At 67.0% G+C, this 25477-nt stretch carries 21 protein-coding genes and 1 pseudogene; 14 read left to right on the forward strand and 8 right to left on the reverse strand.

Annotation, left to right across the window (positions count from 1 at the left end; translation table 11 throughout):
• Positions 1-33: 33 nt before the first annotated feature.
• A complete protein-coding gene (locus HG421_RS19720) occupies positions 34-771 on the forward strand; it encodes an ATP-binding cassette domain-containing protein (protein WP_169707825.1) in 738 nt (245 codons plus the stop codon).
• Complete coding sequence (locus HG421_RS19725) at positions 768-2240, forward strand: glycine betaine ABC transporter substrate-binding protein (RefSeq protein WP_169707826.1); 1473 nt, start codon at positions 768-770, stop codon at positions 2238-2240. The genes HG421_RS19720 and HG421_RS19725 overlap by 4 nt, the downstream gene beginning before the upstream one ends.
• A gap of 244 nt (positions 2241-2484) precedes the next feature.
• On the opposite strand, the gene HG421_RS19730 is transcribed toward HG421_RS19725, so the two are convergent.
• Positions 2485-3669 (reverse strand): aminotransferase class V-fold PLP-dependent enzyme, encoded by a 1185-nt coding sequence (locus HG421_RS19730; protein WP_169707827.1) that lies wholly within the window; start codon positions 3667-3669, stop codon positions 2485-2487.
• 71 nt (positions 3670-3740) lie between these two features.
• Here HG421_RS19730 and egtB point away from each other — a divergent pair, with 71 nt between their 5' ends.
• Genes egtB through HG421_RS19745 form a run of 3 tightly spaced genes read left to right on the forward strand, consistent with a single transcriptional unit; the run spans position 3741 to position 6292 of the window.
• Positions 3741-5024 carry an ergothioneine biosynthesis protein EgtB gene (gene egtB, locus HG421_RS19735; RefSeq protein ID WP_169707828.1) on the forward strand — a complete coding sequence of 428 codons (1284 nt, stop codon included), beginning with the start codon at positions 3741-3743 and terminating at the stop codon, positions 5022-5024.
• Positions 5021-6007 (forward strand): L-histidine N(alpha)-methyltransferase, encoded by a 987-nt coding sequence (gene egtD, locus HG421_RS19740; RefSeq protein ID WP_169707829.1) that lies wholly within the window; start codon positions 5021-5023, stop codon positions 6005-6007. Before egtB ends, egtD begins: the two co-directional genes overlap by 4 nt.
• A gap of 6 nt (positions 6008-6013) precedes the next feature.
• On the forward strand, positions 6014-6292 hold the full coding sequence (locus HG421_RS19745) for a DUF3253 domain-containing protein (protein ID WP_282434626.1): 279 nt from the start codon (positions 6014-6016) through the stop codon (positions 6290-6292).
• Between the two features lie 51 nt (positions 6293-6343).
• Here HG421_RS19745 and HG421_RS19750 read toward each other — a convergent pair whose 3' ends face one another.
• The 4 genes and pseudogenes from HG421_RS19750 to HG421_RS19760 all read right to left on the reverse strand — a co-directional run bounded on the left by HG421_RS19750 (position 6344) and on the right by HG421_RS19760 (position 12080).
• Entirely contained in the window at positions 6344-7324 is a 981-nt protein-coding gene (locus HG421_RS19750) for a HipA domain-containing protein (protein ID WP_248279523.1), read from the reverse strand.
• A pseudogene (locus HG421_RS21390) lies at positions 7325-7621 on the reverse strand (HipA N-terminal domain-containing protein); the annotation flags it as partial. It lies immediately after the preceding gene.
• Entirely contained in the window at positions 7618-8238 is a 621-nt protein-coding gene (locus HG421_RS19755; protein WP_169707832.1) for a helix-turn-helix transcriptional regulator, read from the reverse strand. The pseudogene HG421_RS21390 and the gene HG421_RS19755, both read right to left, overlap by 4 nt.
• Before the next feature lie 134 nt (positions 8239-8372).
• Positions 8373-12080, reverse strand: coding sequence for an indolepyruvate ferredoxin oxidoreductase family protein (locus tag HG421_RS19760; protein ID WP_169707833.1), 3708 nt, complete (start codon positions 12078-12080; stop codon positions 8373-8375).
• 194 nt (positions 12081-12274) lie between these two features.
• Between HG421_RS19760 and HG421_RS19765 the strand changes: the two genes are divergently transcribed.
• Positions 12275-12910 carry a tetratricopeptide repeat protein gene (locus tag HG421_RS19765; RefSeq protein ID WP_169707834.1) on the forward strand — a complete coding sequence of 212 codons (636 nt, stop codon included), beginning with the start codon at positions 12275-12277 and terminating at the stop codon, positions 12908-12910.
• A gap of 136 nt (positions 12911-13046) precedes the next feature.
• Here HG421_RS19765 and HG421_RS19770 read toward each other — a convergent pair whose 3' ends face one another.
• The 3 genes from HG421_RS19770 to HG421_RS19780 form a co-directional block, all read right to left on the reverse strand.
• A complete protein-coding gene (locus HG421_RS19770) occupies positions 13047-14384 on the reverse strand; it encodes a pectate lyase family protein (RefSeq protein WP_169707835.1) in 1338 nt (445 codons plus the stop codon).
• Between the two features lie 41 nt (positions 14385-14425).
• On the reverse strand, positions 14426-15757 hold the full coding sequence (locus tag HG421_RS19775) for a DUF1593 domain-containing protein (protein ID WP_169707836.1): 1332 nt from the start codon (positions 15755-15757) through the stop codon (positions 14426-14428).
• A 64-nt stretch (positions 15758-15821) separates the two neighbouring features.
• Positions 15822-17429 (reverse strand): nucleoside hydrolase-like domain-containing protein, encoded by a 1608-nt coding sequence (locus tag HG421_RS19780; RefSeq protein ID WP_211161754.1) that lies wholly within the window; start codon positions 17427-17429, stop codon positions 15822-15824.
• A 295-nt stretch (positions 17430-17724) separates the two neighbouring features.
• Between HG421_RS19780 and HG421_RS19785 the strand changes: the two genes are divergently transcribed.
• The 8 genes from HG421_RS19785 (at position 17725) to HG421_RS19820 (ending at position 25447) form a co-directional block, all read left to right on the forward strand.
• Complete coding sequence (locus tag HG421_RS19785; protein WP_169707837.1) at positions 17725-18642, forward strand: AEC family transporter; 918 nt, start codon at positions 17725-17727, stop codon at positions 18640-18642.
• A gap of 325 nt (positions 18643-18967) precedes the next feature.
• The gene (locus HG421_RS19790; RefSeq protein ID WP_169707838.1) at positions 18968-19600 is read left to right on the forward strand and encodes a ParA family protein; all 633 of its coding nucleotides are present in this window, start codon (positions 18968-18970) and stop codon (positions 19598-19600) included.
• A gap of 15 nt (positions 19601-19615) precedes the next feature.
• The gene (locus HG421_RS19795; RefSeq protein ID WP_042820960.1) at positions 19616-20092 is read left to right on the forward strand and encodes a SixA phosphatase family protein; all 477 of its coding nucleotides are present in this window, start codon (positions 19616-19618) and stop codon (positions 20090-20092) included.
• A gap of 3 nt (positions 20093-20095) precedes the next feature.
• A complete protein-coding gene (locus HG421_RS19800; RefSeq protein ID WP_169707839.1) occupies positions 20096-20668 on the forward strand; it encodes a YceI family protein in 573 nt (190 codons plus the stop codon).
• Positions 20665-22695: a phospholipase D family protein gene (locus HG421_RS19805; protein WP_169707840.1), complete on the forward strand. Its 2031-nt coding sequence runs from the start codon at positions 20665-20667 to the stop codon at positions 22693-22695. Before HG421_RS19800 ends, HG421_RS19805 begins: the two co-directional genes overlap by 4 nt.
• Positions 22696-23047: 352 nt before the next feature.
• Entirely contained in the window at positions 23048-23476 is a 429-nt protein-coding gene (locus tag HG421_RS19810) for a hotdog fold thioesterase (protein ID WP_169707841.1), read from the forward strand.
• Positions 23477-23497: 21 nt separating this feature from the next.
• Positions 23498-24397 (forward strand): lysophospholipid acyltransferase family protein, encoded by a 900-nt coding sequence (locus HG421_RS19815; RefSeq protein ID WP_211161755.1) that lies wholly within the window; start codon positions 23498-23500, stop codon positions 24395-24397.
• Between the two features lie 63 nt (positions 24398-24460).
• Complete coding sequence (locus tag HG421_RS19820; RefSeq protein WP_169707843.1) at positions 24461-25447, forward strand: YheT family hydrolase; 987 nt, start codon at positions 24461-24463, stop codon at positions 25445-25447.
• Positions 25448-25477 lie beyond the last annotated feature (30 nt).

A 25477-nucleotide genomic window follows, 5' to 3' on the forward strand; every position in this document is an offset into this window, starting at 1 on the left:
TCGGCTGACGTCGTCTTCGGCAAGCTCGAGCGCATGTTCACACTCGATCAGGTCAGCCGCCGCTACGGCCAGTCCCTTGCGCTCGACAACCTCAGCCTGGCGTTCGCCAGCGGCGTCACCACCGCGGTGATCGGGCCCAGCGGCGCCGGCAAGTCCACCGTGTTGCGCCTGCTGGTGGGGCTGGAATGGCCCGACAGCGGCACGGTTGCCTTCGACGGTACGCCACTGCAACGCGCGCAGCTGCAGGCGCAGCGTCAGCGTATCGGCTATGTGATCCAGGAGGGTGGTCTGTTTCCGCATCTGGATGCGCGCAGCAATGTGGTGTTGCTGGCGCAGACGCTGGGCTGGACGCGCGCGCGCATCGAGGCGCGCCTGCAGACGTTGTGCGCGCTGTGCCAGCTGCCGCCGGAGTTGCTGGCGCGCTACCCGGCCCAGCTGTCGGGCGGGCAGCGCCAGCGCGTGGGCCTGATCCGCGCGCTGATGCTCGACCCACCGGCGCTGTTGCTGGACGAACCGCTGGGCGCGCTGGATCCCATCGTGCGCTACGACCTGCAGGAACAGATGCGCGCACTGTTTGCCCAACTCGGCAAGACCGTGGTGCTGGTCACCCACGATGTCGCCGAGGCGGCGTATCTGGCCGACACCCTGGTGCTGATGCGTGCCGGGCGCGTGGTGCAGCAGGGCAGCGCGCGCGCCCTGCTCGAGCACCCGGCCGACCCGTTCGTGCAGCGTTTTCTCACTGCCCAGCGCAGCATCGGCGACGCCGCATGAGCGCGCGTGCGGTGGTCGCGGTGCTGCTGTTGCTGTGCAGCCTGGGCGCACACGCGGAGCAGGTCACCGTAGGCTCGAAGAACTTCACCAAAGCAGTGATCCTGGGCGAAATCGCCACTGCCGCCGGCAAGCGGGACGGGGTGGAGGTGCAGCATCGCGCCCAGCTCGGCGGCACGCGCATCCTGTGGCGCGCGCTGGAAACCGGTCAGATCGATGCCTACGCCGAATACACCGGCACCCTGGCGCAGGAGCTGCTGCAGCTGCCCAAGGCCAGCCACGCCGAGCTGCGCGCCGCACTGGACGCGCGCGGGCTGGCGATGACGCAGTCGCTCGGCTTTCAGAACACTTACGCATTCGGCATGCAGCGCGCACGCGCGCAGGCGTTGGGCATCACCACATTGTCGGAACTGGCGCGCCACCCGGGTTTGAAGATCGGGCTGAGCAACGAATTCATGCAGCGCGCCGACGGCTGGCCGGGCGTGCGCGCCGCCTATGCCCTGCCGCAAGCCGCCACTGGCCTGGATCACGACCTGGCCTATCGCGCACTGCAGAGCGGCGCCATCGAGGTCACCGATCTGTACAGCACCGATGCGGAGATCGCGTATTACCAGCTGCAGGTGCTGCGCGACGACCGCCAGTATTTCCCGGAGTACCAGGCCGTGTTCCTGTACCGCAAGGATCTGGCACAGCGTGCGCCGAAGATGCTGCAGACCTTGCAAGGCCTGCAGGGACGCATCGACGAAGCGGCGATGCAGCAACTCAATGCGCAGGTGAAGCTGGAGCGCAAGAGCGAATCTGCAGTGGCCGCGCAATGGCTGGGCGTGAAGCCTGTCTCGGACACCGCCTCGCGCATCAGCCGGTCATGGCGTTACACCGGCGAGCATCTGGCACTGGTCGGCAGCTCGTTGGGAATGGCATTGCTGATCGCCCTGCCATTGGGCGTGCTGGCGGCACGACGGCCACGGCTGGGCCAGGTGGTGCTGTCGCTGACCGGCGTCCTGCAGACCTTGCCCTCGCTGGCGGTGTTCGTCTTCATGATTCCGCTGTTCGGCATCGGCGCCAAGCCGGCGATTGCGGCGCTGTTCCTGTATAGCCTGCTGCCGATCGTGCGCAACACGCATGCCGGGCTGACCTCGATCCCACGCGAGCTGCGCCAGACCGCCGAAGCGATCGGCCTGCCGGCATGGACGCGGCTGTGGCGCATCGAACTGCCGCTGGCACGCCGCACGATCGTGGCCGGCATCCAGACCGCCGCCGTGATCAACGTGGGCACCGCAACCCTGGGCGCACTGATCGGCGCGGGCGGTTACGGCCAGCCCATCCTCACCGGTATCCGCCTGGACGACATCGGCCTGATCCTGGAAGGGGCGGTGCCTGCCGCGCTGCTCGCATTGTTGGTACAGGCGGTATTCGAAGGCCTGGAGCGCTGGGTGACGCCGCGCGGTCTGCGACTCGGCCGGCAGCACTGAGACGCAGCCTGCTGGCGTGGGATCGCCGTCATCGAGCCTTATCGCAGCTGTATCCGCCCGGCCATCGCCAGCACCGATACGTCCTTCTCCCGCCAGCGCCGATCACGTCCTTTTCTCGCCAGTGTCAGTCACTTCCTTCTCCCGCCTGCGGGAGAAGGTGCCCGAAGGGCGGATGAGGGACATCACGGCCAGGTCCGCTCCAACGCGCCGGGGCGCAGTGGTGACCGCGAACGCGGCGCGTACCTCAACGTTCAACCGGAAGCGCTGCGATCACGCGGTCCAGCGCGTGTTCGGTGACATTCAAATGCGGTGCCATCCTCAAGCGACCGTGCCGGCGCGTGCAGATCACACCGAGCGCGCCGAGCGTCGTTGCCACCGCATCCAGCGCAGCGGCGGGCGGCTGCAGCGCGGTGAGATGCGGTGCATGTCCAGGCGTGCACCAGTCGCCCAGGCCACGTGCTCGCAAGGCGGCGTCCCACCGCGTGGTCAGGCTACCCAGCGCCTGTGCGATGCGCTCCGGCTGCCATGCGCTGACCTGCTGCAGCGCGGCCGTTGCCATCGCAATGCGCAATGGGTCGGCCACCCCACCGGCATCGAACCGACGTGCGCCGTGTCGATAGTGCGGTGCCTGCGCAATCGGGAAGTCCCAGCTGCTGCCGGCATCGCGGCCGATCCAGTGTTCTTCGATCGGCACACCCTGTGCGCACCAGTGCGGCGCCGCCCACAGCCACGCCAGCCCCATCGGCCCCAGCAGCCACTTGTGACCCACACTGACCACGAACTCCGGCTTCCAGCGCGGCAGATCGGTGGGCAACACGCCCAGGCTCTGGCTCAGGTCCAGCACCAGCGCCACGCCGCGTGCCTGCAGCGCGGCGCTGATACGGTCCAGATCCAGTTGCCGCCCATCCAGCCAGTACGCCTGCGGCAGGCTGGCGATGCGCAGCGCCGGGGTCTGGGCGATCGCCTGCAACACGGCATCGGTCAACACCGTGCCGGGGCGGGCGGGAACCGCCACAACCTGTCCACCCACCTCCGCACAGCGGCGCTGCCAGATCAGCAGGTTGGACGGAAATTGCCCCTCCAGAACCAGCACGGCATCACCGCGTTGCAGCGGCAGGTTGCGCGCGGCGGTGGCCAGGCCGTGTGCGGCCGATGGCAGCAAGGCCACCGCGTCGGCGTCGTCATCGAACAGGCCAGCTGCAAGTGCGCGCAGGTGTTCGATCTGCTGCAGCCACGCATCGAAAGACAGTTGCCAGGGCGCGGACAGCGCATCCACGGCCTGGTGCGCCACCTGTTGCACCGCACGCAGCAATGGTCCGCGCGACGCGGCATCCAGATAAACGACTTCGCCGGGCAGCACGAATGCCTGCTGGCGGTGTGCCCAGTCCACAGGGGCGGGGAGCGGGCTGGACCACAAGAACGATGACATGTTCACAGCTTACCGCTGCCTGCCATCGCGCCGACACGGCGCGTTCACGGGCGCTGCCCAAGCATACGGCGATGTCTGCACTCTCACCCCTGCTGGTCGACCACCAGCACCAGCAGCTCAGCCTGTTGGACCGCTACGCGCAGACCCGCGCGCTCAGCGATCGCCTCGCCGCACCCCTGAGCGCCGAAGACGCCATGGTGCAGAGCATGCCCGATGCCAGCCCCAGCAAATGGCATCTGGCGCATACCACCTGGTTCTTCGAACGGTTCGTGCTGCAGGCCGATCCGGCCTACCGCGTGTTCGATCCGGCCTGGGATTTCCTGTTCAACAGCTACTACCAGAGCGTTGGGCCGATGCATGCACGCGCGCGCCGCGGCGTGTTGTCGCGACCGTCGCTGCAGCAGGTGCACGACTACCGCGCGGCCGTGGATACGCACATGCAGCAACGCCTGCGCGAGGGCACGCTGGATGCGCAGGCCTGCACCATCGTGCAGCTGGGCATCCAGCACGAGCAGCAACATCAGGAGTTGCTGCTGACCGACATCAAGCACGCACTGTGGAGCAACCCGTTGCAGCCTGCCTATCGCCAGGCGCCTGCAGCGCCGCTGGCCGTTGGCAGTGCGGTGCGCTGGCATGCGCGCGAGGAGCAGATTGCACAGATCGGCGCGCCCGCTTGGCCGCACAGCGAGCGCTTCGCCTATGACAACGAATCGCCGCGTCACCGGGTCCTGGTCGGTGCGCATGCGCTGGCCAGCCGCGTGGTCAGCAATGCCGAATTCCAGCAGTTCATCGACGGCGGCGGCTACCGCACTGCCGGCGCCTGGCTCAGCGACGGTTGGGCGATGGTGCAGGCGCAGGGCTGGCAGCATCCGCTGTACTGGGATGCGCAGGGGCGCGAGTTCACCCTGGACGGATGGCGCGCGCGCGATCCGCATGCGCCGGTCTGCCATCTGAGCCTGTTCGAGGCCGACGCCTTCGCGCGGTGGGCCGGCGCGCGCCTGCCGACCGAAGCCGAGTGGGAACTGGCTGCCACCGGCGTGCCGGTGCAGGGCAACTTTGTCGACAGCGATGCCTTGCATCCGCGCGGCACGCAGGCCGTGGATACCGGCGTGCAGCAGTTGTTCGGCGATGTCTGGGAGTGGACCGGCAGCGCGTATCTGCCGTATCCGGGCTTCGCGCCGTGGCCAGGGTCGCTGGGCGAATACAACGGCAAATTCATGAACGCGCAGTGGGTGCTCCGCGGCGGCAGTTGTGCCACCCCGGCCAGCCACATGCGCGCCAGTTACCGCAACTTTTTCCCCTCCGACGCGCGCTGGCAGTTTGCCGGTGTGCGCCTTGCCAAGGATCTGCCGTGAACGCTGCCGCCCATGCCATGCAACGCGCCCATGCCGCGCTGACCGACCTGCGTCCACAGCCGGACGACATCACGGCCGACGCGCTGGCCGGGCTGTCGCAGACGCCCAAGACGCTGCCGTCCAAGTATTTCTACGACGCACGCGGCTCGCAGTTGTTCGAGGCCATCACCCGGCAGCCGGAGTATTACCTCACCGGCACCGAGCTGGGCTTGCTGGAAGCCAGCATGGCTTCGATTGCCCAGGCCATCGGTGCCGGTGTGCACGTGGTGGAATACGGCAGCGGCAGTGGCCGCAAGACCGAGCTGCTGCTGCAGGGCCTGCGCGATGTGGTGGCGTATACGCCGCTGGAAATCTCGCGCACCGCGCTGCTGGAAAGCACCGCACGGCTGGCCCAGCAGTTTCCGCAGATCCAGATGCTGCCGGTCTGCACCGACTTCACCAAGCCGCTGCGGCTACCGGAGGCACAGCGCCCGGCGCGTCGCCATCTGGTGTTCTTCCCGGGCTCGACGCTGGGCAATTTCACCGACACCGCAGCCATCGCGCTGATGGATGCGATGCGCCAGACCATGGGCAGCGACGGCTGCGCGCTGATCGGCATCGATCTGGACAAGGACGCCGGCCTGATCGAGGCGGCCTACAACGATGCCGCCGGCGTCACCGCCGAGTTCACCTTGAACCTGCTGGCGCGGCTCAACCGGGAGATCGGCAGCGATTTCGATCTCGACGGCTTCCGACACCATGCGGTATATGCGCGCGAACGCGGCCGCATCGAGACCTTCCTGATCAGCCAGCGCGACCAGCGCGTCCAGGTGGGCGGCCAGGACATCGCCTTTGCCCAAGGCGAAGCGATGCAGGTCGAATACAGCTACAAGTACACCGATGCGCGCTTCGCCGAACTGGCCGTCGCGGCCGGGCTCAAGGTCACCCATGGCTGGAACGATGCCAAGGACTGGTTCGGTCTGCGCCTGCTGCGTCCGCTGTAGGCGAGGGTGGTCAGCGCGCAGCGGCCGGCCGATGCACGAATTGTCGCGGTCATGCGGCAGCTGCTTGCACAGCGGCAGCCGCAGCACTCCATCTGTCCTTCGGAGGTTGCACGCGCACTGAGCGATGACGCGGCGGTGTGGCGTGCCTTGATGCCGCAGGTGCGCGCGGCTGCCGCCGATGCCGCAGGCAAGGGCCTGGTGCGCATCACCCAACAGGGCCGAACCGTGGACCTTGCCACCGCACGCGGACCGATTCGCCTGATGCGTGGGCCGCATTTCGATTGAGGTCGCATTGAGTGGATACGCCAGCTGCCGTGTGTAGCGGTATTGAACCGATCAGTCCGGCTGCAACAGCTTGCGCATGCGGCTGCACGCGTTGGCGATTTCCTCCACCAGGGCATCCAGGATCGGGTGCACGACGTCTTCCCGTGCAAGTGAGGCAAGGAGTTGGTGCGCTCGATCGGGCATGTCGCTCACGGCCCGGCGCATCCATGCGAGGCACTCCGATGCGTCCAGGCGCAATGTGCTGGCGACCTGTACCCAGTCGCTCGGGCGGATGTCCCACCAGCGATAATGGCTGCCCATCTTCATTGCCAGCTTGATCCGACGTCGCTGCAGCTGGGGATACGGCAGAGCACTGGAAAGGTCGTATAGCGGCGCCAGGCGGACCTGCCTGCCCTCACCGAGCAGCAGTGAATAGTTCTTCGCATGCGCATCGGTGCCGCCGATCAGGTAATTGAAGACCAGGGCCTGGAACAAGGTTTCGACGTCTTGCCGCGGTTGCGACGAGTGCGTCCATAAGAGGTGTGAGATCGCCTCCACTCCAGGACCGCCCTGGTTCTGATACTTGATGTGCGGCATCACCCCCAGCGCCTGACAGGTATCTTCCTGGTGGATGCGCAGCAGCACTCCGTCGATAAGGATGCGGTCGTAACGTTCGACGCAAATGGCGGTTTCAGCGCCGACGCGCAGCGCCTGGCAATGTGCAGTCGGCAGTCCGAAGCTGCGTGCCAGGCGCAGGCAGAACAGCTCGTTTTCGACAAATCCATCGTATTCCCCGCTGGGGGGCTTGAGGATATGTGTAGTCGGGATGCGTCCAGCCGGGATGGCCCATTGCCGGCCGTCGTGCAGCAAGGCGATCTTTGCCTGCGCGCCGGCCAGGCTGAACTGACCGACGTCATCGACTTGGCGCGCCGCACCGATGTCCTGGTGCAGCCTGCGCAAGCGTGCTTCCAGTTCGCCATCGGTGAGCGGTTCGATGCCATCGCTGGCGCCGGACAGCACATCCTCGAGCCTGGCTTCGGTGACGAACTGCACCGCACCAGCGCAATCCTCGCCGACATGCGACAACAGGGCCAGCGGATTGCGCGGCGAAACCTGGAACCTGGATGCCCAGCGTTGCAAGGTGGCTTCGTTGTCTGGCAGCAGGCCCCACAGCACTGCACTGACCGCCTCGGTCGGGTGATGTTCCTTGCTGAGGGGAAGGTTCAACGACAGCGGTATCGCACGTTTCGACTGCTGCCAGTCCGGCGCGTAGGTAAATCGTGGATGCCCATGCGGGTCGGACGCGAGGTGCCCGATCACCTGGTTTTCGATCAGCGCGACCAGTCTCACCGATCGCCCTTTTTTTTAGAAGGTGTCGATATGACCTTGGACATTTTCGTTGTCTCGCCAACCGTCGGACGATCAAGCGCGGGGAACCGTTTTTGCGAGGGCTCACGCACTAAATTTCTTTCATTTGCCGCATCGACCATCGAGGAATATCTATGCGTGGCTGCTGCCAATGCTGCCTGCGCCGGAGACTGCTTGAGAGCGTCCACTGCCGAGAACGTTCCGTGCAAGTCGGCGTTTTTCAGCCTATCGAGCGAGGGGAATTGATTCCTGGGGATGTTGTTATTGGACGCATTGAGAACGGTCGCTCCCGATCGTGGATTGGCCCGGTTATGTTCAATGATCGCGTCGAGATTGATCGGTGTCACGGTGCCGCGATCGGGCACGTTCGCCGGTGGAACCTGAGCACCGCCCGGGCTCAGCATCAACTCCAACCCCAGCGCCTGCAGCGCTCGTAGGATCAGCTGCAGCTCCGCGCGCGGCTTGCCTTTCTCGATATCGACGATCCATTGCCGGCTCACGCCGATTTCGTGGGCCAGGCGAGCCTGGTCCCAGCCCAGGCGTTTGCGCCTGGAGCGGATGATGTTGCCGACATCGGTAGGAGTACGGACGGTATCCATGGCTGCAATGTAACCGCTCGATGACATTGGCGCAATGTCGTCGAGCGGTTACATCAACATGCCTCTCGCGCCAGGGTATCTTGCACACATGTCGTCGAGCAGCGACATTGGCAAAATGTAATTGTTCGGCGACATCACGCCGTCTGCACCACATGCAACGCCTTCGGATTGCGCCATTGCGCCAGCAGCGCTGCTTCGCGCGCCTTGGCTTCCTGCAGGTGCGCATGCTTGATGTGGCCATAGCCGCGGATATGTTCGGGAATGCTGGCGATCTGTGCGGCCAGGCCCACGTTGTCGGCATCCAGGCGTTCCAGCAGCAGCGCCACGGTCGCACTGTAGTCGGCAATCAGCTGGCGTTCGCCGCGCCGCTCGGCGGTGTAGCCGAACACGTCGAGCTTGCCGCCACGCAGGACCTTCAACCGCGCCAGCAGCTTGAAGGCGGTGAACATCCACGGCCCGTACTCGCGCTTGATCAGGTTGCCCTGCGCATCCTTCCTGGCCAGCAACGGTGGCGCCAGATGGAAGCGCAGCGTGTAGTCGCCCTCGAACTGCTGCTGCAGCTGGCGCTGGAAATCGCCGCGTGTGTACAGCCGCGCCACTTCGTATTCGTCCTTGTAGGCCATCAGCTTGAAGGCGTAACGGGCGACCGCTTCGGTCAATGCGCTGCTGCCGGGCACGCGCTGTGTCTCGTGGCTGTGCACGCGTTCGACCAGTGCGCGATAGCGCTGCGCGTAGGCCGCATCCTGGTAGTCGGTCAAAAACGCGATGCGCCGCGCGATCGCCTCGTCCAGCGAGGACGCCAGCTGTTCGTCATCGAGCGGGGCGGCCGGTGCATCGACGTCGCGATGCAGCGTACCGCCATCGGTTTGCGCCAACGCGCGCGGCGCACTCTGGCCGCTGAGGTCGTGGTCTTCCCAACTGCCTGGCGCGCGTGCAGCCGGCGTGTCGCCTTGCAGGTGGGCCGATGCAGGTGCACCGGCCAGGCCCGCAGCACGCTGCACCGCCGGCAGATCCACTGCCGCCAGGCGGCCCCAGGCAAAGGCCTGCTGGTTCATTGCCACCGCTGCGCCATTGAGTTCGATCGCCCGCATCAACGCCGCATGCGACAACGGCACCAACCCATGCTGCCAGGCGTAGCCCAGTACGAACAGATTGCTGGCGATGGCATCGCCCAGCAGGGCGGTGGCCAGTTGCGTGGCATCCAGCAGCAACGGATCGCGCCCGCCCAGTGCGGTCCGCACGCCGGCGATGATCTCGGCCGCCGGGAACTGCAGATCCGGCTGGGTGGTGAACGTGCCGGGCATCGCCTCATAGGTGTTGAGCACCACCTGCGTACGGCCATCGCGCACCTTGGAAAGCGCCCAATAGTCGTTGACCACCACCATGTCGCAACCCAGTACCAGGTCCGCTTCGCCGGCAGCGATGCGCACCGCGTGGATGTCGCCGGGCTGGCGTGCAATGCGGATATGCGTGGTCACCGCGCCGCCTTTCTGCGCCAGGCCGGTCTGGTCCAGCACGGTGGCGCCCTTGCCTTCCAGATGCCCGGCCATGCCCAGCAGCGCGCCGATGGTCACCACGCCGGTGCCGCCGACGCCGGTGATCAGGATGTTCCAGGGTTGCTCCAGCGCCGTGCGCTGCGGCGGCGCGGGAAGCGTCTGCAGCAATGCGCTGGCGTCGCGTTGCTTGCCCTTGCGCGGCGCCCCGCCATGCACGGTGACAAAGCTCGGGCAAAAGCCCGAGACGCAGGAATAATCCTTGTTGCAGTTGGACTGGTCGATCTGGCGCTTGCGCCCGAATTCGGTGTCCTTCGGCAACACCGACACGCAAAAGCTCTTCTCGCCGCAATCGCCGCAGCCTTCGCACACCAGCGAATTGATCATGACGCGCTTGGGCGGGTCGATCAGCTTGCCGCGTTTGCGGCGCCGGCGTTTCTCGGTGGCGCAAGTCTGGTCGAAGATCAGGATCGACACGCCCTTGACCGTGCGCAGGTGCTGCTGCACGGCATCCAGTTCACCACGATCGTGAAACGCGACCTCAGGCGGAAACAGATCACGCCGCCGCGTCCATTTGCCGATGTCATCGCTGACCACCGCAATCTCATGGATGCCTTCGGCGCGCAACTGATGCGCGATGTCGGGCACGCTGAGCGTGCCGTCCACCGGCTGCCCGCCCGTCATCGCCACCGCATCGTTGTAGAGGATCTTGTAGGTGATGTTGACGCCGGTGGCCACCGATTGGCGGATCGCCAGCGAGCCGCTGTGGAAGTAGGTGCCATCGCCCAGGTTCTGGAACACGTGCGGGGTGTCGGTGAACGGTGCCTGCCCGGACCACGTGACGCCTTCGCCACCCATGTGGGTGAAGGTATCGGTGGCGCGATTCATCCAGGTCACCATGTAGTGACACCCGATGCCGCCCAGTGCACGCGAGCCTTCCGGCACGGCGGTGGAGGTGTTGTGCGGGCAGCCGGAGCAGTAATGCGGCACGCGCGGGAACTGCGCGCGCGGCAAGGCCATTTCCGCTTCCTTGGCCTCCATCCAGCGCAACCGCTGTTCGATCGAATCGGCGAATGTGCTTGATGGCAGATCGAACCGCTGGATGCGTTTGCCGATCACCGCCGCGATGGTGGCCGGGGTCAGCTCGCCGGTGGAGGGCAGGATCCACGCGCCGTGCTCGTCGTACTTGCCGACGATGCTCGGCCGCGCGCCGGCGCTGGCCGGCCAGTTGTAGAACAGCTCCTTCATCTGCCGCTCGATGAAGGCCTTCTTTTCCTCCACCACCACGATGTCTTCCAGCCCGCGTGCAAATGCGCTGATGCCCACCGGTTCCAGCGGCCAGGTCATGCCGACCTTGTAGACGCGGATGCCGATCTGCGCGCAGGCGCGCGCATCCAGGCCCAGGTATTCCAGCGCCTGCAGCACGTCCAGGTAGCTCTTGCCGGTGGTGACGATGCCCAGCCGCGCCTGTGGGCAATCCAGCACCACCTTGTCGATGCCGTTGGCGCGGGCGAACGCCTGCGCGGCGGCCACTGCATAGCGATGCAGGCGCATCTCCTGGTCCACCGGCGGGTCGGGCCAGCGGATGCTCAGGCCCCCCGGCGGCAGCGCGAAGTCCTCCGGCAGCACGATGCTGCGCGCGAACGGGTCCACCTCGACCGAGGCGGACGATTCCACCGTCTCGGCAATGGTCTTGAAGCCGATCCAGCGGCCGGTGTACCGGCTCATCGCCCAGCCGAGCAGGCCCATGTCCAGGATGTCCTGCACCCCGGCCGGGTTGAGGATGGGCATCATCGCGCTGACGAATTCGTCTTCCGAGCCGTGCGGCAGGGTCGAACTGCGGCAGGCGTGGTCGTCGGCGGCCAGCGCGAGCACGCCGCCGTAGGGGGAGGTGCCGGCGGCATTGCCGTGCTTGAACACGTCGCCGCTGCGGTCCACGCCCGGGCCCTTGCCGTACCACATGCCGTACACGCCCTGCACCTTGGCGCCGGGGAACAGGTTGGTCTGCTGGGTCCCCCAGACCATGGTGGCGGCCAGGTCCTCGTTGAGGCCTGGGGTGAAGGTCACCCTGGCCGCGTCCAGATGCTTGCGCGCGCGCCATAGTTCCAGGTCCAGCCCACCCAGCGGGCTGCCGCGATAACCGCTGACGAAACCGGCCGTGTCCAGGCCGGCGGCCTGGTCGCGTAGCCGCTGCATCAGCGGCAGCCGCACCAGCGCCTGCACGCCCGACAGGTAGATGCGGCCGTCGGCGCGCGTGTATTTGTGCTCCAGCGTGTAGTCCGCATCCACCCGGCCGAGCTCCGGCGTGTTGGCAGAGTCTGGAGAGGAGAGTGCAGCAGTACTGGTCATGGCGTGCCCGGAAAGGGTGGCTGGGACCCGGTGCGTGTCATTTGAAACCATCTGACCCGCGCGCTGGATTCCAAAACGGCAGCGCGAAGTGTAACAGTCAGCCTTCACGCGCCCGTTCGCATCCGGATGCGCAGCCGCCGTGCTGCGGGTAGGATGGGAACGGGACGGGTCGTTTGCTGTCAGGGGAAACCATAGTGAAAAGGAAATACGCATGGGCCGCACTGGCCCTGCTTGGAGGCGTGTGGTCGTTGGCGCAGGCGCAACACCTGCCCAAGCCCAAGGAGTTCTATTTCGACGAAGACCGTGCCACGACCAAACCGGTGGTGGCCGTGCAAGGGCAGGGCGATGCCGTCGTCGACCGGCTGGCCGCGATGGTGCAGCGTGACGCACGCGCCGCCGAGCCCCGCGCGCAGTTGGCCGCGCTGGCCTACGCCGGCGGACGCACGCAGCTGGGCGACGAGTTGTACCAGGGCGCGCTGGCCCTGGTCTCCAACGGCAGCCAGCAATTTCGCGCCATCACCTGGAACTATGGCTGGGACCTGTTGCGTGCCGACAAGCCGGACCAGGCGTTGCAGCAGTGGGCCAACCTGGCCAACGGCCGCCCGGCCACGCCGGAATGGCTGCCGACCGCGGCCGCCCTGGCGCTGTGGCGGGCCGGACGCAAGCAGGAGGCGACCGAGTGGTATGCCGCCGCCGTGCGCACCTGGCCGGAGCGCTGGAGCAGCACCGCCAACTACGCCAGCCTGCTGCCGGACTGGCGCGAGGCCGAGCGTGCCAGCCTGGCCGAAGTCCAGGCGGCCTGGCAGGCCAACCCGCCAGCGTTTCCGTAAGCCAAGGCACATCCGCGCGACGTCCGGCCGCATGCGCCTGCATGCGGTCGATGCAGTGTGGTCACCGGCTGTGTGCGTTGGCTGCGACGTCCTGCCTGGTGCCCGCCGCTGCGTGTGGCGGGCAGTCAGGGACCGGTCACTGCTTGGTCAGCGCACCCCAACCGCCGCGCGGCGACATGTCGTCCATGTTCCAGTCCGCCTCATCGAACACCCGTCTGGTTTCCGCGCGAATCGGGTAGCCGCTGGAATCGGCTTCCGAATCCACGATCAGACCCCGGTTCTCGGCGACATCGGACAGGATCTTGTAGTCGATCGGATCGCGGTCCCACGGCCGTGCGCCCACCGTGGCATAGACCAGCCCCTCCACCTGGGTGGCCGGAAGCGGTGTGACGTCCGGCGGTAGATAGGGCTGCCGCATGGTGATCAGCCTTGCCGACGCGGTGTAGCGGCCAATCAACGGCAATGCAGTGCCGTGCTGATCCTGGGCGATGTTGTCGCGTAGATGCAGTTGGACATCGCCGACCCCGCCCAGGGTGAACAGCGGCAGGCCCGGCGCGGTGTCGAAACCGGCGCGGTAGACGTTGCCGATCACGCTGACAGTGCCACGTTGGTAGGCACGGCCGCTCCACTCGTGGGCGATCAGGTTGTAATGGATCGCGCGGCTGCCAGGGTTGTGGATCAGGTTGTTGACCATGGCCACGCGCGCCCCGCCCTTGATCAGCGGGTTGCGTTCCTGGTTTGAATCCAACAGGTTGCCGTAGAGCAGGATGCCATCGGCGTTGTCGTGGATCAGCACGCCCTTGGAATGCTCGCCCTTTTCGTGCACGGAATTGCGCAGTCCTTCGGCGAGGATGTTGTAGCTGAAGGTGACGCGGTTGGAGGTGCCCTGCCGCCATTGCTCCGGCCGGTCACCGGTGAAGCGGCGGCCCGATGCGGACAGATTCTCGTCGGTGGCCCAGGTGAGCGAGCAGTGATCGATGATGACGTCGTGGCCGCGCACGGTGAGCCCATCCACGCCGCCGCTGCGTGGCGGCTTGTCGTTTCCGCCTGGGCGCACCGCAATGTGCTGCACGATCGCGTCGTGGGTCGCGATCGTGATCGCGCCACGCACGAAGGTGATGCCGGGCGCCGGCGCGGTCTGCCCGGCGATGGTGAGGTTCGGGTTGCCGATCCGCAGCGATTCGCCCTGCAGGTCGATCACCCCGCCCACTTCGAACACCACGATTCTCGGCCCGGTCGCCGACACGGCTTCGGCGAAGGAGCCAGGGCCGTCGGCTGCGAGAGTGGTGACACGGATGAGCCGTCCACCCCGTCCTCCAACGGTCTCTGCGGCCCAACCCTTGACCGCGTGCGCGGGCATGACGGCCAAGCCGGTCGCGGGCGCGGCAGCCAGCACCGGAACCGAGACGACAAGCGCGGCAGCGAGCGCCGGCGCGATGAGCAGGCGAACCGGCCGCCGCAACAGGTGGATCATCAGACCTCCGTAAACTTGATCGAGAGGGGAACGGCCGCCGTTCATGCGCGGCCGGCGGCGCTTGCCGGTGCCGCGCAACGCTGCAAGCGCCTGGCGAAATCCTCGAGGATCTGGCGGCGCCAGATGCTGACCGTGCGCGCGCCATGATGCTGGCCCTCGGCCAGGTGCGGTGCCGGATCATCGGTCCACCAGTTCGGCCACCGGGCCGATGGCGTCGCGGCGACGTCCGCCAGCGGTGCCACCGAAGTGAAGCGTGCGGTCCGGCCGTCGAGTTCGGACAGATCGCTGCGTAGATCGCACTGGTAGACCTTCGCCTCGCGCGGCGAGCATCGGAAGCGCATGGCCTGCCCGTCCCAGTAGCCCGGGATCTGCTGGTTGTCGATCGTCATGATGGCCTGCGGCCGCGGCTGACGCGTACTCACCGGCAGGACCCACTCCATCACCCCGAATAACTCGATACGGTCCTCCGGTGTGGTCAGGCGCCTGTGCCGCACATACGGGCGGTCCCAGGCCCGGACGAAGGCGCCGCCCCAGCCCGGACCGGCCGGATCCGATGGCTCGCCGTGAAGGAGCCAGCCGACCGACGGCGAATCCCCCATCTTGATGGTGCCCTGCAGATGGGTCGCAAAGTACTGGCCGAGCGCGCCATGCCCGGCCACATGCTGCTGCACGAAGCCTGTGTTGCCCCATTCACCGGCTTGCTCCCCTCCAACGAACCATCCGCGGTACGTGGCATTGGCCTCGATGATCCACAGGTCGGGATGGTGTTGGACGATGTACTGGTAGGCATCGACCGACCACTTCTTGTTGGGGCCACCGATAAAGTAGACGCGGAGTTTGGGCAGGATGTCCGGCGCGTCGTGCAGCGCCTGTGCCAGATCGTCGATGCCGCCCCAGACCAGGACATGCAACGGCCGCGCGTCAGGCGCACGGGCCCGCTCGACCAGCCAGCGCGAGCCTTCGGTCGATTCGCCCACCGCCTGGTAGCCCAGCCCATCGTAGGCTCCCTGCTTGGTGATCGCCCGCAATCGCTCGGGCGTTGGATAGCGCCGGGAATGGGTGCGCAAGTTCGGAAAGTCCTTGGCATATTCATCGATGACGCCAAGGATGTCCTGTTTGCGTCCGTCGCCGAACGGTGAGGAGATCAGGCCTTCCAGATCCAGCGCATCGGAGGCCAGGAGCAAGTGCACCATCGACTGGAAATCGTCCGGATCGGTGCCCCCGATGTCGGTGGAGACCACGACGCGGTGCAGGCCGGCCTGCGATGCGGTGCCGGACGGCAGCCGCCGTGCAGCGCTTGCGTACAGCGGTCCCAGCGCCAGAGCCAGCGCGCCAATGCACACCTGGCGACGCCTGTGCGAATGCTCGGTCATTGTGGGGTCCTCATGCCTGATGGTGTCTGCCCGATGGCTCCAAGCGGCAACGCGCTCCTGCGGCTCACGGCACGACGTCGATGATCACGCGCCGGTAGCGGGTCAGCCGCGGCGTGCCGTGGTCGGTGACGGCCAGGATCACGTGCATGCTGCCGTAGCGGGCCGGCATCAGGCGGTTGCCTTTCACCGTCAGCCAGGCCCTGGCCTGGTCTGCGTCGTGGATCTGGTGACGCTCGCCGCTGTCGGAGCTCATCATCCCGCGGGTGCCGGCTTCCTGGTAGACGAACCACGCGTAGGACAGCGCGTCCCCGTCCGGATCGCTGGACGCGGTGGCGCCCAGGTCCACCCGCTCGCCGGCCCTGGCGGTGATGTGGGCCGGATGGTCCAGCTTCGGCACCGGCGGATGATTGGCCTGGGCATAAGGCTTGATGGTCCAGTCCATGCGTGCGGCGAAATCGTTCTGCATGGCCTCGCGCCAGCGCCACACCGTTGCGTGGTTGCTGGTGTGCCATGCGCCGTCATGGCCCAGTACCTCATCCTGGACATTGGTCCAGATCGGCCGGGTTTCCGGCGCATAGAACCACTTCTCGGTGCGTGGCTGGTACAGCTCGTAACGTCCGCCCCAACCTCCCCATTCCGGATGGTCCGGATCGCTCAGGCCGTTGTCGACCAGGTTGAGGAAGGCGGGAGTATCGCCCTCCATCTGGAACTCCCAGGCCGGATACGCCGCCCCCAGCGGGCCCTTGGAGCGGATGTGGCGGCGCAGCCATTCGTTGGACACCCACGCGGGGTCCGGCCCGCTGAAGCGCCCGTGGAAGGTATCGCCGCTGATACCGATCCAGGTGGAATCATGGAAGCTCACCCCGGGGCTGACGATGTAATGCAGCTCCGGGAACTGGTTGCGGATCCAGGGGCCGGTGTCGTCCTGGTCGGAAATGGCGTAGACACGCAGCTTGGCGACGAAGGCAGCGAGCTCGCGCTTGGAGCGTGTCTGTCGCACCGTCCACAACGCCTGCGCCAGCACCCCAGGCCCCCCCCAGACCGAGACCCACAGAGGTCGTGGATCGAGCCGGTCGACCTCGCGGATCAGCGCCTGCGAGCCCGCGGAGGCGTGCGCCTTGCCCAATTGTTCGATCGCATCGCGGGCCGGGCCGGACCAGATGCGCTGCTCGAGATGCGCCTGGCTGGGGTATCCGGGCTCGTGCAGCTCCAGGTTGTCGCGGACCTTGCCGTAGGCCTGCACGATCTGGTGGAGATATTCCGGATAGACGCCGCGGCTGTTGCCTGTCGCGACCATCCCTTCGATGTCGATCTGATTGGAGTAGGTCATCAACCGGACCAGCGACATCCTGTCGTCGGGATCGTTACCGATATCGGTCAATACGAAGATGCGCGGCTTGTGCGCGCGCGCGTCGGGCACCGGTTCGCTCCGGCGCGCTGCAGGCGCAGGTGTCGTCATGGCATCGGTGGCCGGCCAGGCCAGGCCAAACAGCAACCCGCAGCGAAGGACAATCGAGAGCATGGAGACAGTCACGCGATGGAATGAAAGGTTGATACCGGTGTCAATATATAAAGTGCGCACTGTCCAGCAAATCCCTTGAATTCTCCGGGGAACCTGCCAGGTCGACGGTTTTGCGATATGACACCGATGGTCATTGACGGTATCACCCACGCCTCATCGCTGCATCTTGCGGCGCAGCAGTGGTGATCCGGATCGGGGCCCGCGCATTGCACGATGCGCCTGGCGGGCTTCGACCGCGCCGGGTGGGATGTCCCGACAGGGGTGCGGACCCATCGAGCTGGCGACATGGTCGGCACCCCCGGTACCCGGACCATGCAGGGCGATCGTGCGAGGCGTTCTCGTCCTGGGCCGCGCGCAGATGAGCCGCCCACACCCCGCGCCGGTTCGGTAGGCCGCGCACGCCGTGCGATCCTATGCCTGGCGTTCCAACGGACACGATGACCCCATGGCGGTGGATGCATTTGCGTTGATCCTGGCGATGCTGGGGCTTGGCCTGGTGTTCGCGCGGCTCAAGGTGTTGCCGGACAACAGCGCCGATGTGCTCAACCGCATCGTGTTGTACATCTGCCTGCCGGCGTCGGTACTGACCTATGTGCCGCGGCTGCATCTGGATGCCTCGCTGGGCGGGGTGATCGCCACGCCCTGGCTGTTGACCGCACTGATCGTGCCGCTGCTGTGGGGCTGCAGCCGCCTGCTGCGCATCGGCCGCGCCGAGTACGCCGCCTTGCTGATGTGCGTGGTGTTCACCAACTCCAGCTTCATCGGGTTTCCGATGGTGCGCGCCATGCTCGGCGACCGGGCATTGCCCTATGCGGTGGTCTACGACCAGTTCGGTACCTTCGTGCTGCTGTCCACCGTTGGCCTGTACGTGCTGGCCCGGTACAGCGGCGACGCCCCGCCCACTGCCAGGACCATTCTTGCCCGGGTGCTGAAATTCCCGCCGCTGTGGGCACTGCTGTTCGCGCTGACCCTGATGCCCGAGCAGCCGCCGGCCTGGATCGGCTCGGGCCTGAAGAGCCTGGCCGACGCCATGCTGCCGCTGGTGATGCTGGCGGTGGGCTTTTCGCTGCAACTGCGCCTGCCGGCCGACGAGCTCAAGCCGCTGGCGCTGGGCCTGGTCTTCAAGCTGGCGGTGATGCCGATCCTGGCGCTGCCGCTGTCCTGGGCGCTGGGCCTGCACGGGCTGATGCTGCAGACCAATGTGCTCGAATCGGCCATGCCCACCATGATCACCGCCGCCGCGCTGGCCATCTCGCACCGGCTGGCGCCGCGTCTGGCCGCCGCGATGGTCGGCTACAGCATCCTGCTGTCGCTGCTGACCTTGCCTGCCTGGTCCTGGCTGCTGGCGCGGCTGGTGGCGTGAGCGGAGCGTGCGCTCACGGCCACGGACCGCGCGCAGTGCTGCGGCTGCCCGCCTGACGCGCGGACGTCGCGCTGTCGCCACGCCTCGTCGGATGCTGCATTGCAATGACTGCACCGCGCCGGCCATGCGCGGCCACACCACGCACGGCGGTTGGTCCAACGCAGGGCCTGTGTGCGCGACGCTCGCCACAGCGGCATCGGTCTGCCCGGCGCATGTGCTGCGGCTTCGCGCGCGCACGCTCGATCGTGGCGTTTAACGCGTTTCGACTACTTCCTCACCTTGTCGCGGTGTACGCTGCCGGCCAGCTCCCGGAAGCGAGGCGTGCATGAAGACAGTCCTGGTGGCCGCCTCCAAAGGCGGCGTCGGCAAGACCACGATCGCCACCAATCTGGCCGCACATGCGGCGTTGCAGGGCCAGCGCACCGTACTGGCCGATGCCGATCCACAGGGCTCGTCCACGCGTTGGGCGCAGCGCCGGGCCAGTCTGGACAGCGCGGTATTGCCGATCGATGCCAGCAAACGCCGCAACTGGCAGGCCGCGCTGCCCGAGGGCACCGATACGCTGATCATCGATGCGCCGGCCGGTGCCATGGCGGACGACCTGGGCGGTTTCCTGGACCATGTCGATGCCATCGTGGTGCCGGTGCTGTCCTCGGCGCTGGATATCGAAGCGGTGGTGGGCTTTCTCAACACGCTGGCCAAGGTGCCGCGCGTGCACCAGCGCAAGTTGCCGGTGGGCCTGGTGCTCAACCGCGCCCGCCCATGGACCCAGACCTCGCAACAGGCCGCCGACATGATCGGCAGCTGGCCGTATCCGCTGGTGGCCCAATTGCGCGACACCCAGGCCTACGTGGTCATGGCCGGGTTGGGGCGCAGCTTGTTCGACTACCGCTCGGCGCAGGTGCGCGACCATCAACAGGACTGGGAGCCGCTGTTGAAGTGGCTCAAGAAGTCCTAGAACCGGAAAGTTCCCATGCGCGAATTGATCTTGTTGCGACACGCCCATGCCGAGCCGGCCGATACCGGCCAGGCCGATTTCGATCGTCCGCTGTCGCCGCACGGCATCGCCGAGGCCGAGGCGGCCGGGCGCTGGCTGCGCGAACAGCGGCTGGTGCCGGACCGGGTGCTGTGCTCGCCGGCCCGGCGCGCGCGCGAAACCCTGGAGGCGGTGCTCGAACTCACCGGCTATATCGAACAACGCCTGGACGAACGCATCTACGAAGCCACCCCCGGCACGCTGGCCAGCCTGGTGGACGAGCACCGCGAGGCCGAGCGTCTGTTGCTGGTCGGCCACAACCCCGGCCTGGAGCGGCTGGCGGCGTTGATGCACAGCGGCCAGACCGGCGATTACCGCGGTATGCCGACGGCCTCCATCGCACTGCTGGCGCTGCCGCTGGAGGCCACCATCGAGCCGGGCATCGCCCGCCTGACCGCCTTCTGGTGGCCTTGATCCGTGTCATCGTCGCTGCGCTGGTTGGCCTGGCTCGCGCTCTGGGTCACGCTCCCCTGCCTGGCGCAGCAGAAGGTGTATTCCATCGACCCGGCGCAATCGCGCTTCGGATTCGAGATCAGAACCCGCTTCGGCATGAAGATCGAGGGGTTCTTCCCACGCTTTCGCGGTGAGCTGGTCGAGCTGCCGGACAAGCGCCTGCAGGTGCGCTTCCGCCTGGACGCCACCCAGGTGGAGATTCCCGGCAAGGACCGCTACACCAGCTGGATGCGCGGCCAGGACTTCTTCGACGTGGCGCGCTACCCGGTGGTGGAATTCGAGTCGCTGCCTTACACCGAAGAGGTGGTCAAACAGGGCGGCGAAATCACCGGCAACCTGACCATTCGCGGAATCACCCACATCGAGACCCTGCATGTGGCGCCAGCTGAATGCGCACGCCCGGGCTATGATTGCGACGTGATCAGCCGAGGGACGGTCCTGCGTGGACGTTACGGAATGAATGCGTGGCAGATGGCCCTGGGCGACAGGGTGACGTTCATTCTGCGTGGGCGGCTGCAGGAGGCGCGGCGCCCGTGAAGTCCCTGTCCAGGGCGCTGGTGCTGGCAACGCTGTTGCTCGGCACGGGATGCGCCGGCCTGTCGCAAACCGAGCGCAACCGCGCGGCCGGTGTCGCCGCCGCCGCACGCAGCACCGTGGTGGAGTGCACCCAGGCCAATCACTGCGCCCAGCCTTCGCCGTTGCGCGCGCTGGGCGGGCAGGCCATCACTGCCTCCACGCCGGCGGTGCCGCGGCACTACGCCACCATCGTCGACCATGGCGAAGAATCGCTGGTGGCGCGGCTCAACCTGATCCGCAGTGCCACCCGCAGCATCGACCTGCAGACCTACATCTTCGACAAGGACGACAGCGCCCGCATGGTGCTGGATGCCTTGACCGACGCTGCCAGGCGCGGGGTCAAGGTGCGCATCCTGATCGACCAGCTCTCGGCGATCGCCGACCTGCAGATCCTCGGCGCGCTCGCCAGCAGCCATGAAAACCTGCAGCTGCGCATCTACAACCCCACCTTCGGCAAGGTCAAACTCAATTACTTCGACTACGCCGGCAGCGTGCTGTGCTGTTTCCGGCGCTTCAACCAGCGCATGCACAACAAGCTGCTGGTGGTGGACGACGTGCTGGGCGTGGTGGGCGGGCGCAATTACCAGGACGACTATTACGACTGGGACAGCGAGTACAACTTCCGCGACCGCGACGTCATCCTGGCCGGGCCGGAGGTGCGCGCCATGGCCGCCAACTTCGATGCGTTCTGGCGCGCGCGGCGCAGCGTGCCGGCCGAACGCCTGAACGATGTGGGCCGGCTGCTGCTGGAGCAGGGCGCGCCGCAGATGCCGCCGGTGCAGTTCCGGCGCCCGGACCGGGTGGCGCGGGTGGACCAGGAGGCGCGCGATCCGCAATTCGTGCGCGATGCCTTCGTCACTCCGGCCATGCCGGTGCAGCGTGTGCTGTACGTGGCCGACCTGCCGCAGAAGCATCGCCGGGAGCACGCCTCCAGGGCCGTCTCCACCGCGCCGGAGCTCGATGGCCTGATCGCCGGTGCGCAGCAGGAAGTGCTGTTGCAGACACCGTATCTGGTGTTGTCCGACCAGGCCCAGGCGATCTTCCGCAGCTTGCGCAAACGTCCGCAGCCGCCGCGCATCGTGGTGTCCACCAATAGCCTGGCCGCCACCGACAACCCCATCGTGTATGCGCTGTCGTACAAGTTCAAACGCCGCAACATGCGCGAGCTGGGCTTCAACGTCTACGAGTTCAAGCCATTTCCGCTGGATGCGCCGGTGGACTACGCCAACCTGGTGCCGGACCCGCTCAACCCTGCTTCCGAGACCAACGAAGACAGCCGCGGCAATCGCCTGATCGGTGGCAGCGCCGCCGGCAATGCGATGCGTGGCAGCAGTGGCAGTGGCAGTGGCGAAGGCGACGCAGCGCGGGCACCGGCGAGCACGCTGCGCGGCAGCAGCGGTGGCGGCCGTGCGCGCGGTGGCAGCGAGGTCGATCGTCGCGTGCTGCGTACCGAAACCCGGCCCTCGTTCCTGGGCACGCGCGCGGTCAACAAGCCGCTGCCGGTGACCCGTGCCGGCGCACGCATGGGCCTGCATGCCAAGTCGCTGGTGGTGGACCGCCGCATCGGGGTGATCGGCACGCACAACTTCGACCCGCGCAGCGAGAACTACAACACCGAAGCGGCGGTGGTGATCGACGATGCGCGCTTTGCGCAGGCGCTGGCCGCCAGCATCGAGCGCGATATCAGCCCGGAAAACGCCTGGACCGTGGCCCCGCGCGAAAAACCGCCGGTGCTCAGCGGCCTGAACTACAGCGTGGGCAAGGTCTCCGAGGCCCTGCCGGTGCTGGATTTCTGGCCCTGGCGCTATGCCACCAACTACGAATTCCAACCCGGCCCGGGCTGCCCGTTCCCGCTCAAGCGGCAGGACCCGCAATTTCGCCAGTGCTATGTGGCGGTCGGCGATTTCCCCGAGGTCAACGTGGGGCCGAAGTGGCTGCTGGTGCGCATGCTCACCGCCTTCGGCGCCGGTCTGGTGCCGATTCTCTGAGCCTGCGCGGCACGGTACCGCAATGTGATGCCGGCGCCGCATGCAGCGCCGCCGCCGGGCGGTGGCCCTGAGACCCTCGTGTGTCGGGCCGATTCCGCCAGCGTCCGACAAGCAACGACCTTCCCGGCCTGTTACCGTCACCGCGTGAACCAACCCGCCGCTGTCGTTGCATCAGGCCCGGATGCCGCAGATGCTGTTGCGATTCCCGATTCCCGATTCCCGATTCCCGATTCCCGATTCCCGATTCCCGATTCCCGATCCCCGATCCCCGATCCCCAATCCCCAATCCCCAATCCCCAATCCCCAATCCCCAATCCCCAATCCCCAATCCCCAATCCCCAATCCCCAATCCATGACCTTCCGCGCCCCCGTCGACCTGACCGCCCTCAACACTTCCAGCCGCAATACCCTGATCGAGCATCTGGGCATCGTGTTCACCGAGGCCGGCGACGATTGGCTGCGCGCCACCATGCCGGTCGACACCCGCACCAGGCAGCCGTATGGCCTGCTGCATGGCGGCGCGTCGGTGGTGCTGGCCGAAACCCTGGGCAGTAGCGCCGGCAATCTGTGCGTGGATATGACCAGCCAGATGTGCGTGGGGCTGGAGATCAATGCCAACCACCTGCGCGCGGCCACCGATGGCGTGGTCATCGGCACCGCGCGCGCGGTGCACGTGGGGCGCAGCACCCAGGTTTGGGATATCGTCATCGAAAATCCGGCCGGCAAGCGCGTCTGCGTCTCGCGGCTGACCCTGGCGGTGGTGGCACGCACCCGTGGCTGAGCAGGCCCGGCAACGGCATGGGTGGAACAGCGCCACCCGTTGCCGGCACTGCGCCGCCGCCAGGCTGCTGTCACAATAGCTGTGCCTTCTTCCCCTGTTACCGGTCCCGTTGGTCGAATGAGCGAGTCATCCCTGGACGCCACGCGCGACGCTCGCGGCGCGTTGCGTTGGTTCCGGTACCTGTATCGGGTGCCGTTGCTGCTGCTGCATCTGTGCCTCTGCCTGCCGATCACCATGCTGTGCGTGGTGACGCCGCCGCTGGCGCGCATCCGTACCGGGCGCCAGGACACCCTGGACGAGCTGATGATCCGCTGGTGGCAGGGCAACCTGATGCGCATCTTCGGCTTCCGCCTGCGCCGGATGGGCACGCCGCTGTCGGGGCCGACGCTGTTCGTGGCCAATCACGTCAGCTGGGTGGATATCTCCATGCTGCACAGCCAGCGCGTGATGGGCTTCGTGGCCAAACGCGAGATCGCCGGCTGGCCGCTGGTGGGCTGGCTGGCGACCAAGGGCCAGACCATCTTCCACCAGCGCGGCAGCACCGAATCGCTGGGCGGCGTGCTGCAGGAAATGCTGCAGCGCCTGCGCAGCGGCAAGCCGGTGGGCGTGTTTCCGGAAGGGCGCACCCGCGGCGGCACCGAAGTGGGCCCGTTCCATGCGCGCATCTTCCAGGCCGCGGTGGAAGCCGGCGTGCCGGTACAGCCGGTGGCGCTGCGCTATGGCGTGCGCGGCAATGCGCAGGCGGTGGTGGCCTTCGGCGAGCGCGAGAGTTTCTTCGCCAATATCGTGCGCCTGCTGGGCGAGCCGTCGCGGTTGGCGGAAGTGCATTTCCTGGAGCCGATCGGGGCGTTCGACATCGAGGGCCGTCGCCGCCTGGCCGAGACCTCGCGGCAACGCATCATCGCCGCGATGGAGTCCTGAGCCGGCAATGCACGCGCGCATCGCTCCCATGGCCACCACGCCACTGTCCGGCCCGGCGCGCGCATGAACGCCTCCGACTACCAGCCGCCGCGCTGGCTGCGTAATCCGCACGTGCAATCGGTGCTCGGCAGCAGCGCCTTGCGCCGGCTGCGCAGCCGGCAGCTGCTGGCCGCCAGTGGCGCGGTCACCAGCGAACATATTCTCGACGGCGGCGACGGCGTGCGCCTGCAGGGCTGGATGAGCGTGCCGCCCGGCGATGCGCCGGTACGCGGCACCGTGTTGCTGTTGCACGGCTGGGAAGGCAGCGCCGACTCCAACTACATGCGCTTGACCGCCGCGCGTCTGCTCGGCCTGGGCTACCAGGTGTTCCGGCTGAATTTCCGCGACCACGGCGGCACCCACCATCTCAACGTGGACCTGTTCCACTCCGACCGCATCGACGAAGTGGTCAATGCTGCCTGCGATCTGTGGCAGCGCTTTCCCTCGTCGCAGCTGCTGGCGGCCGGGTATTCGCTGGGTGGCAATTTCGCGCTGCGGCTGGCCTTGCGTGCGCCGGCTGCCGGTCTGCCGCTGGCACGGGTGGCGGCCGTGTGCCCGTTGCTGGATCCGGCGGCGACGATGACCCAGCTGGAAAAAGGCCCGCAATTCTACGACTGGTATTTCCGTCGTAAATGGCGCGAATCGCTGTTGCGCAAGCGCCAGCTGTTCCCGGACCAGCACGGCTACGACGACGCCACCCTGGCGCTGGACATGCGCGAGCTGATGGCCTGGCTGGCGGTGCAACACACCGGGCATGGCTCGCTGGAGGCCTATTTCGACAGTTACTCGATCGCCGGCGAGCGCCTGGCCGGGCTGCAGGTGCCCTCGGACATCCTGATGGCCGAAGACGACCCGGTGATTCCGTTCGAAGACTTCGCCGCCTGGCGCCTGCCGGCGCATGCGCAGCTGGAGATCGCGCGCTGGGGCGGCCATTGCGGCTTCCTGGAAAACGCCCGTGGCGACGGCTTTGCCGAACGCTGGGTGGCCGAGCGGCTGGCCGCCGCCCGGTAAGTCGGCGCCGCGGCGCGCATCGTTACAATA

Source organism: Xanthomonas campestris pv. badrii (assembly GCF_012848175.1).
GTDB classification, from domain to species: Bacteria; Pseudomonadota; Gammaproteobacteria; order Xanthomonadales; family Xanthomonadaceae; genus Xanthomonas; species Xanthomonas campestris_C.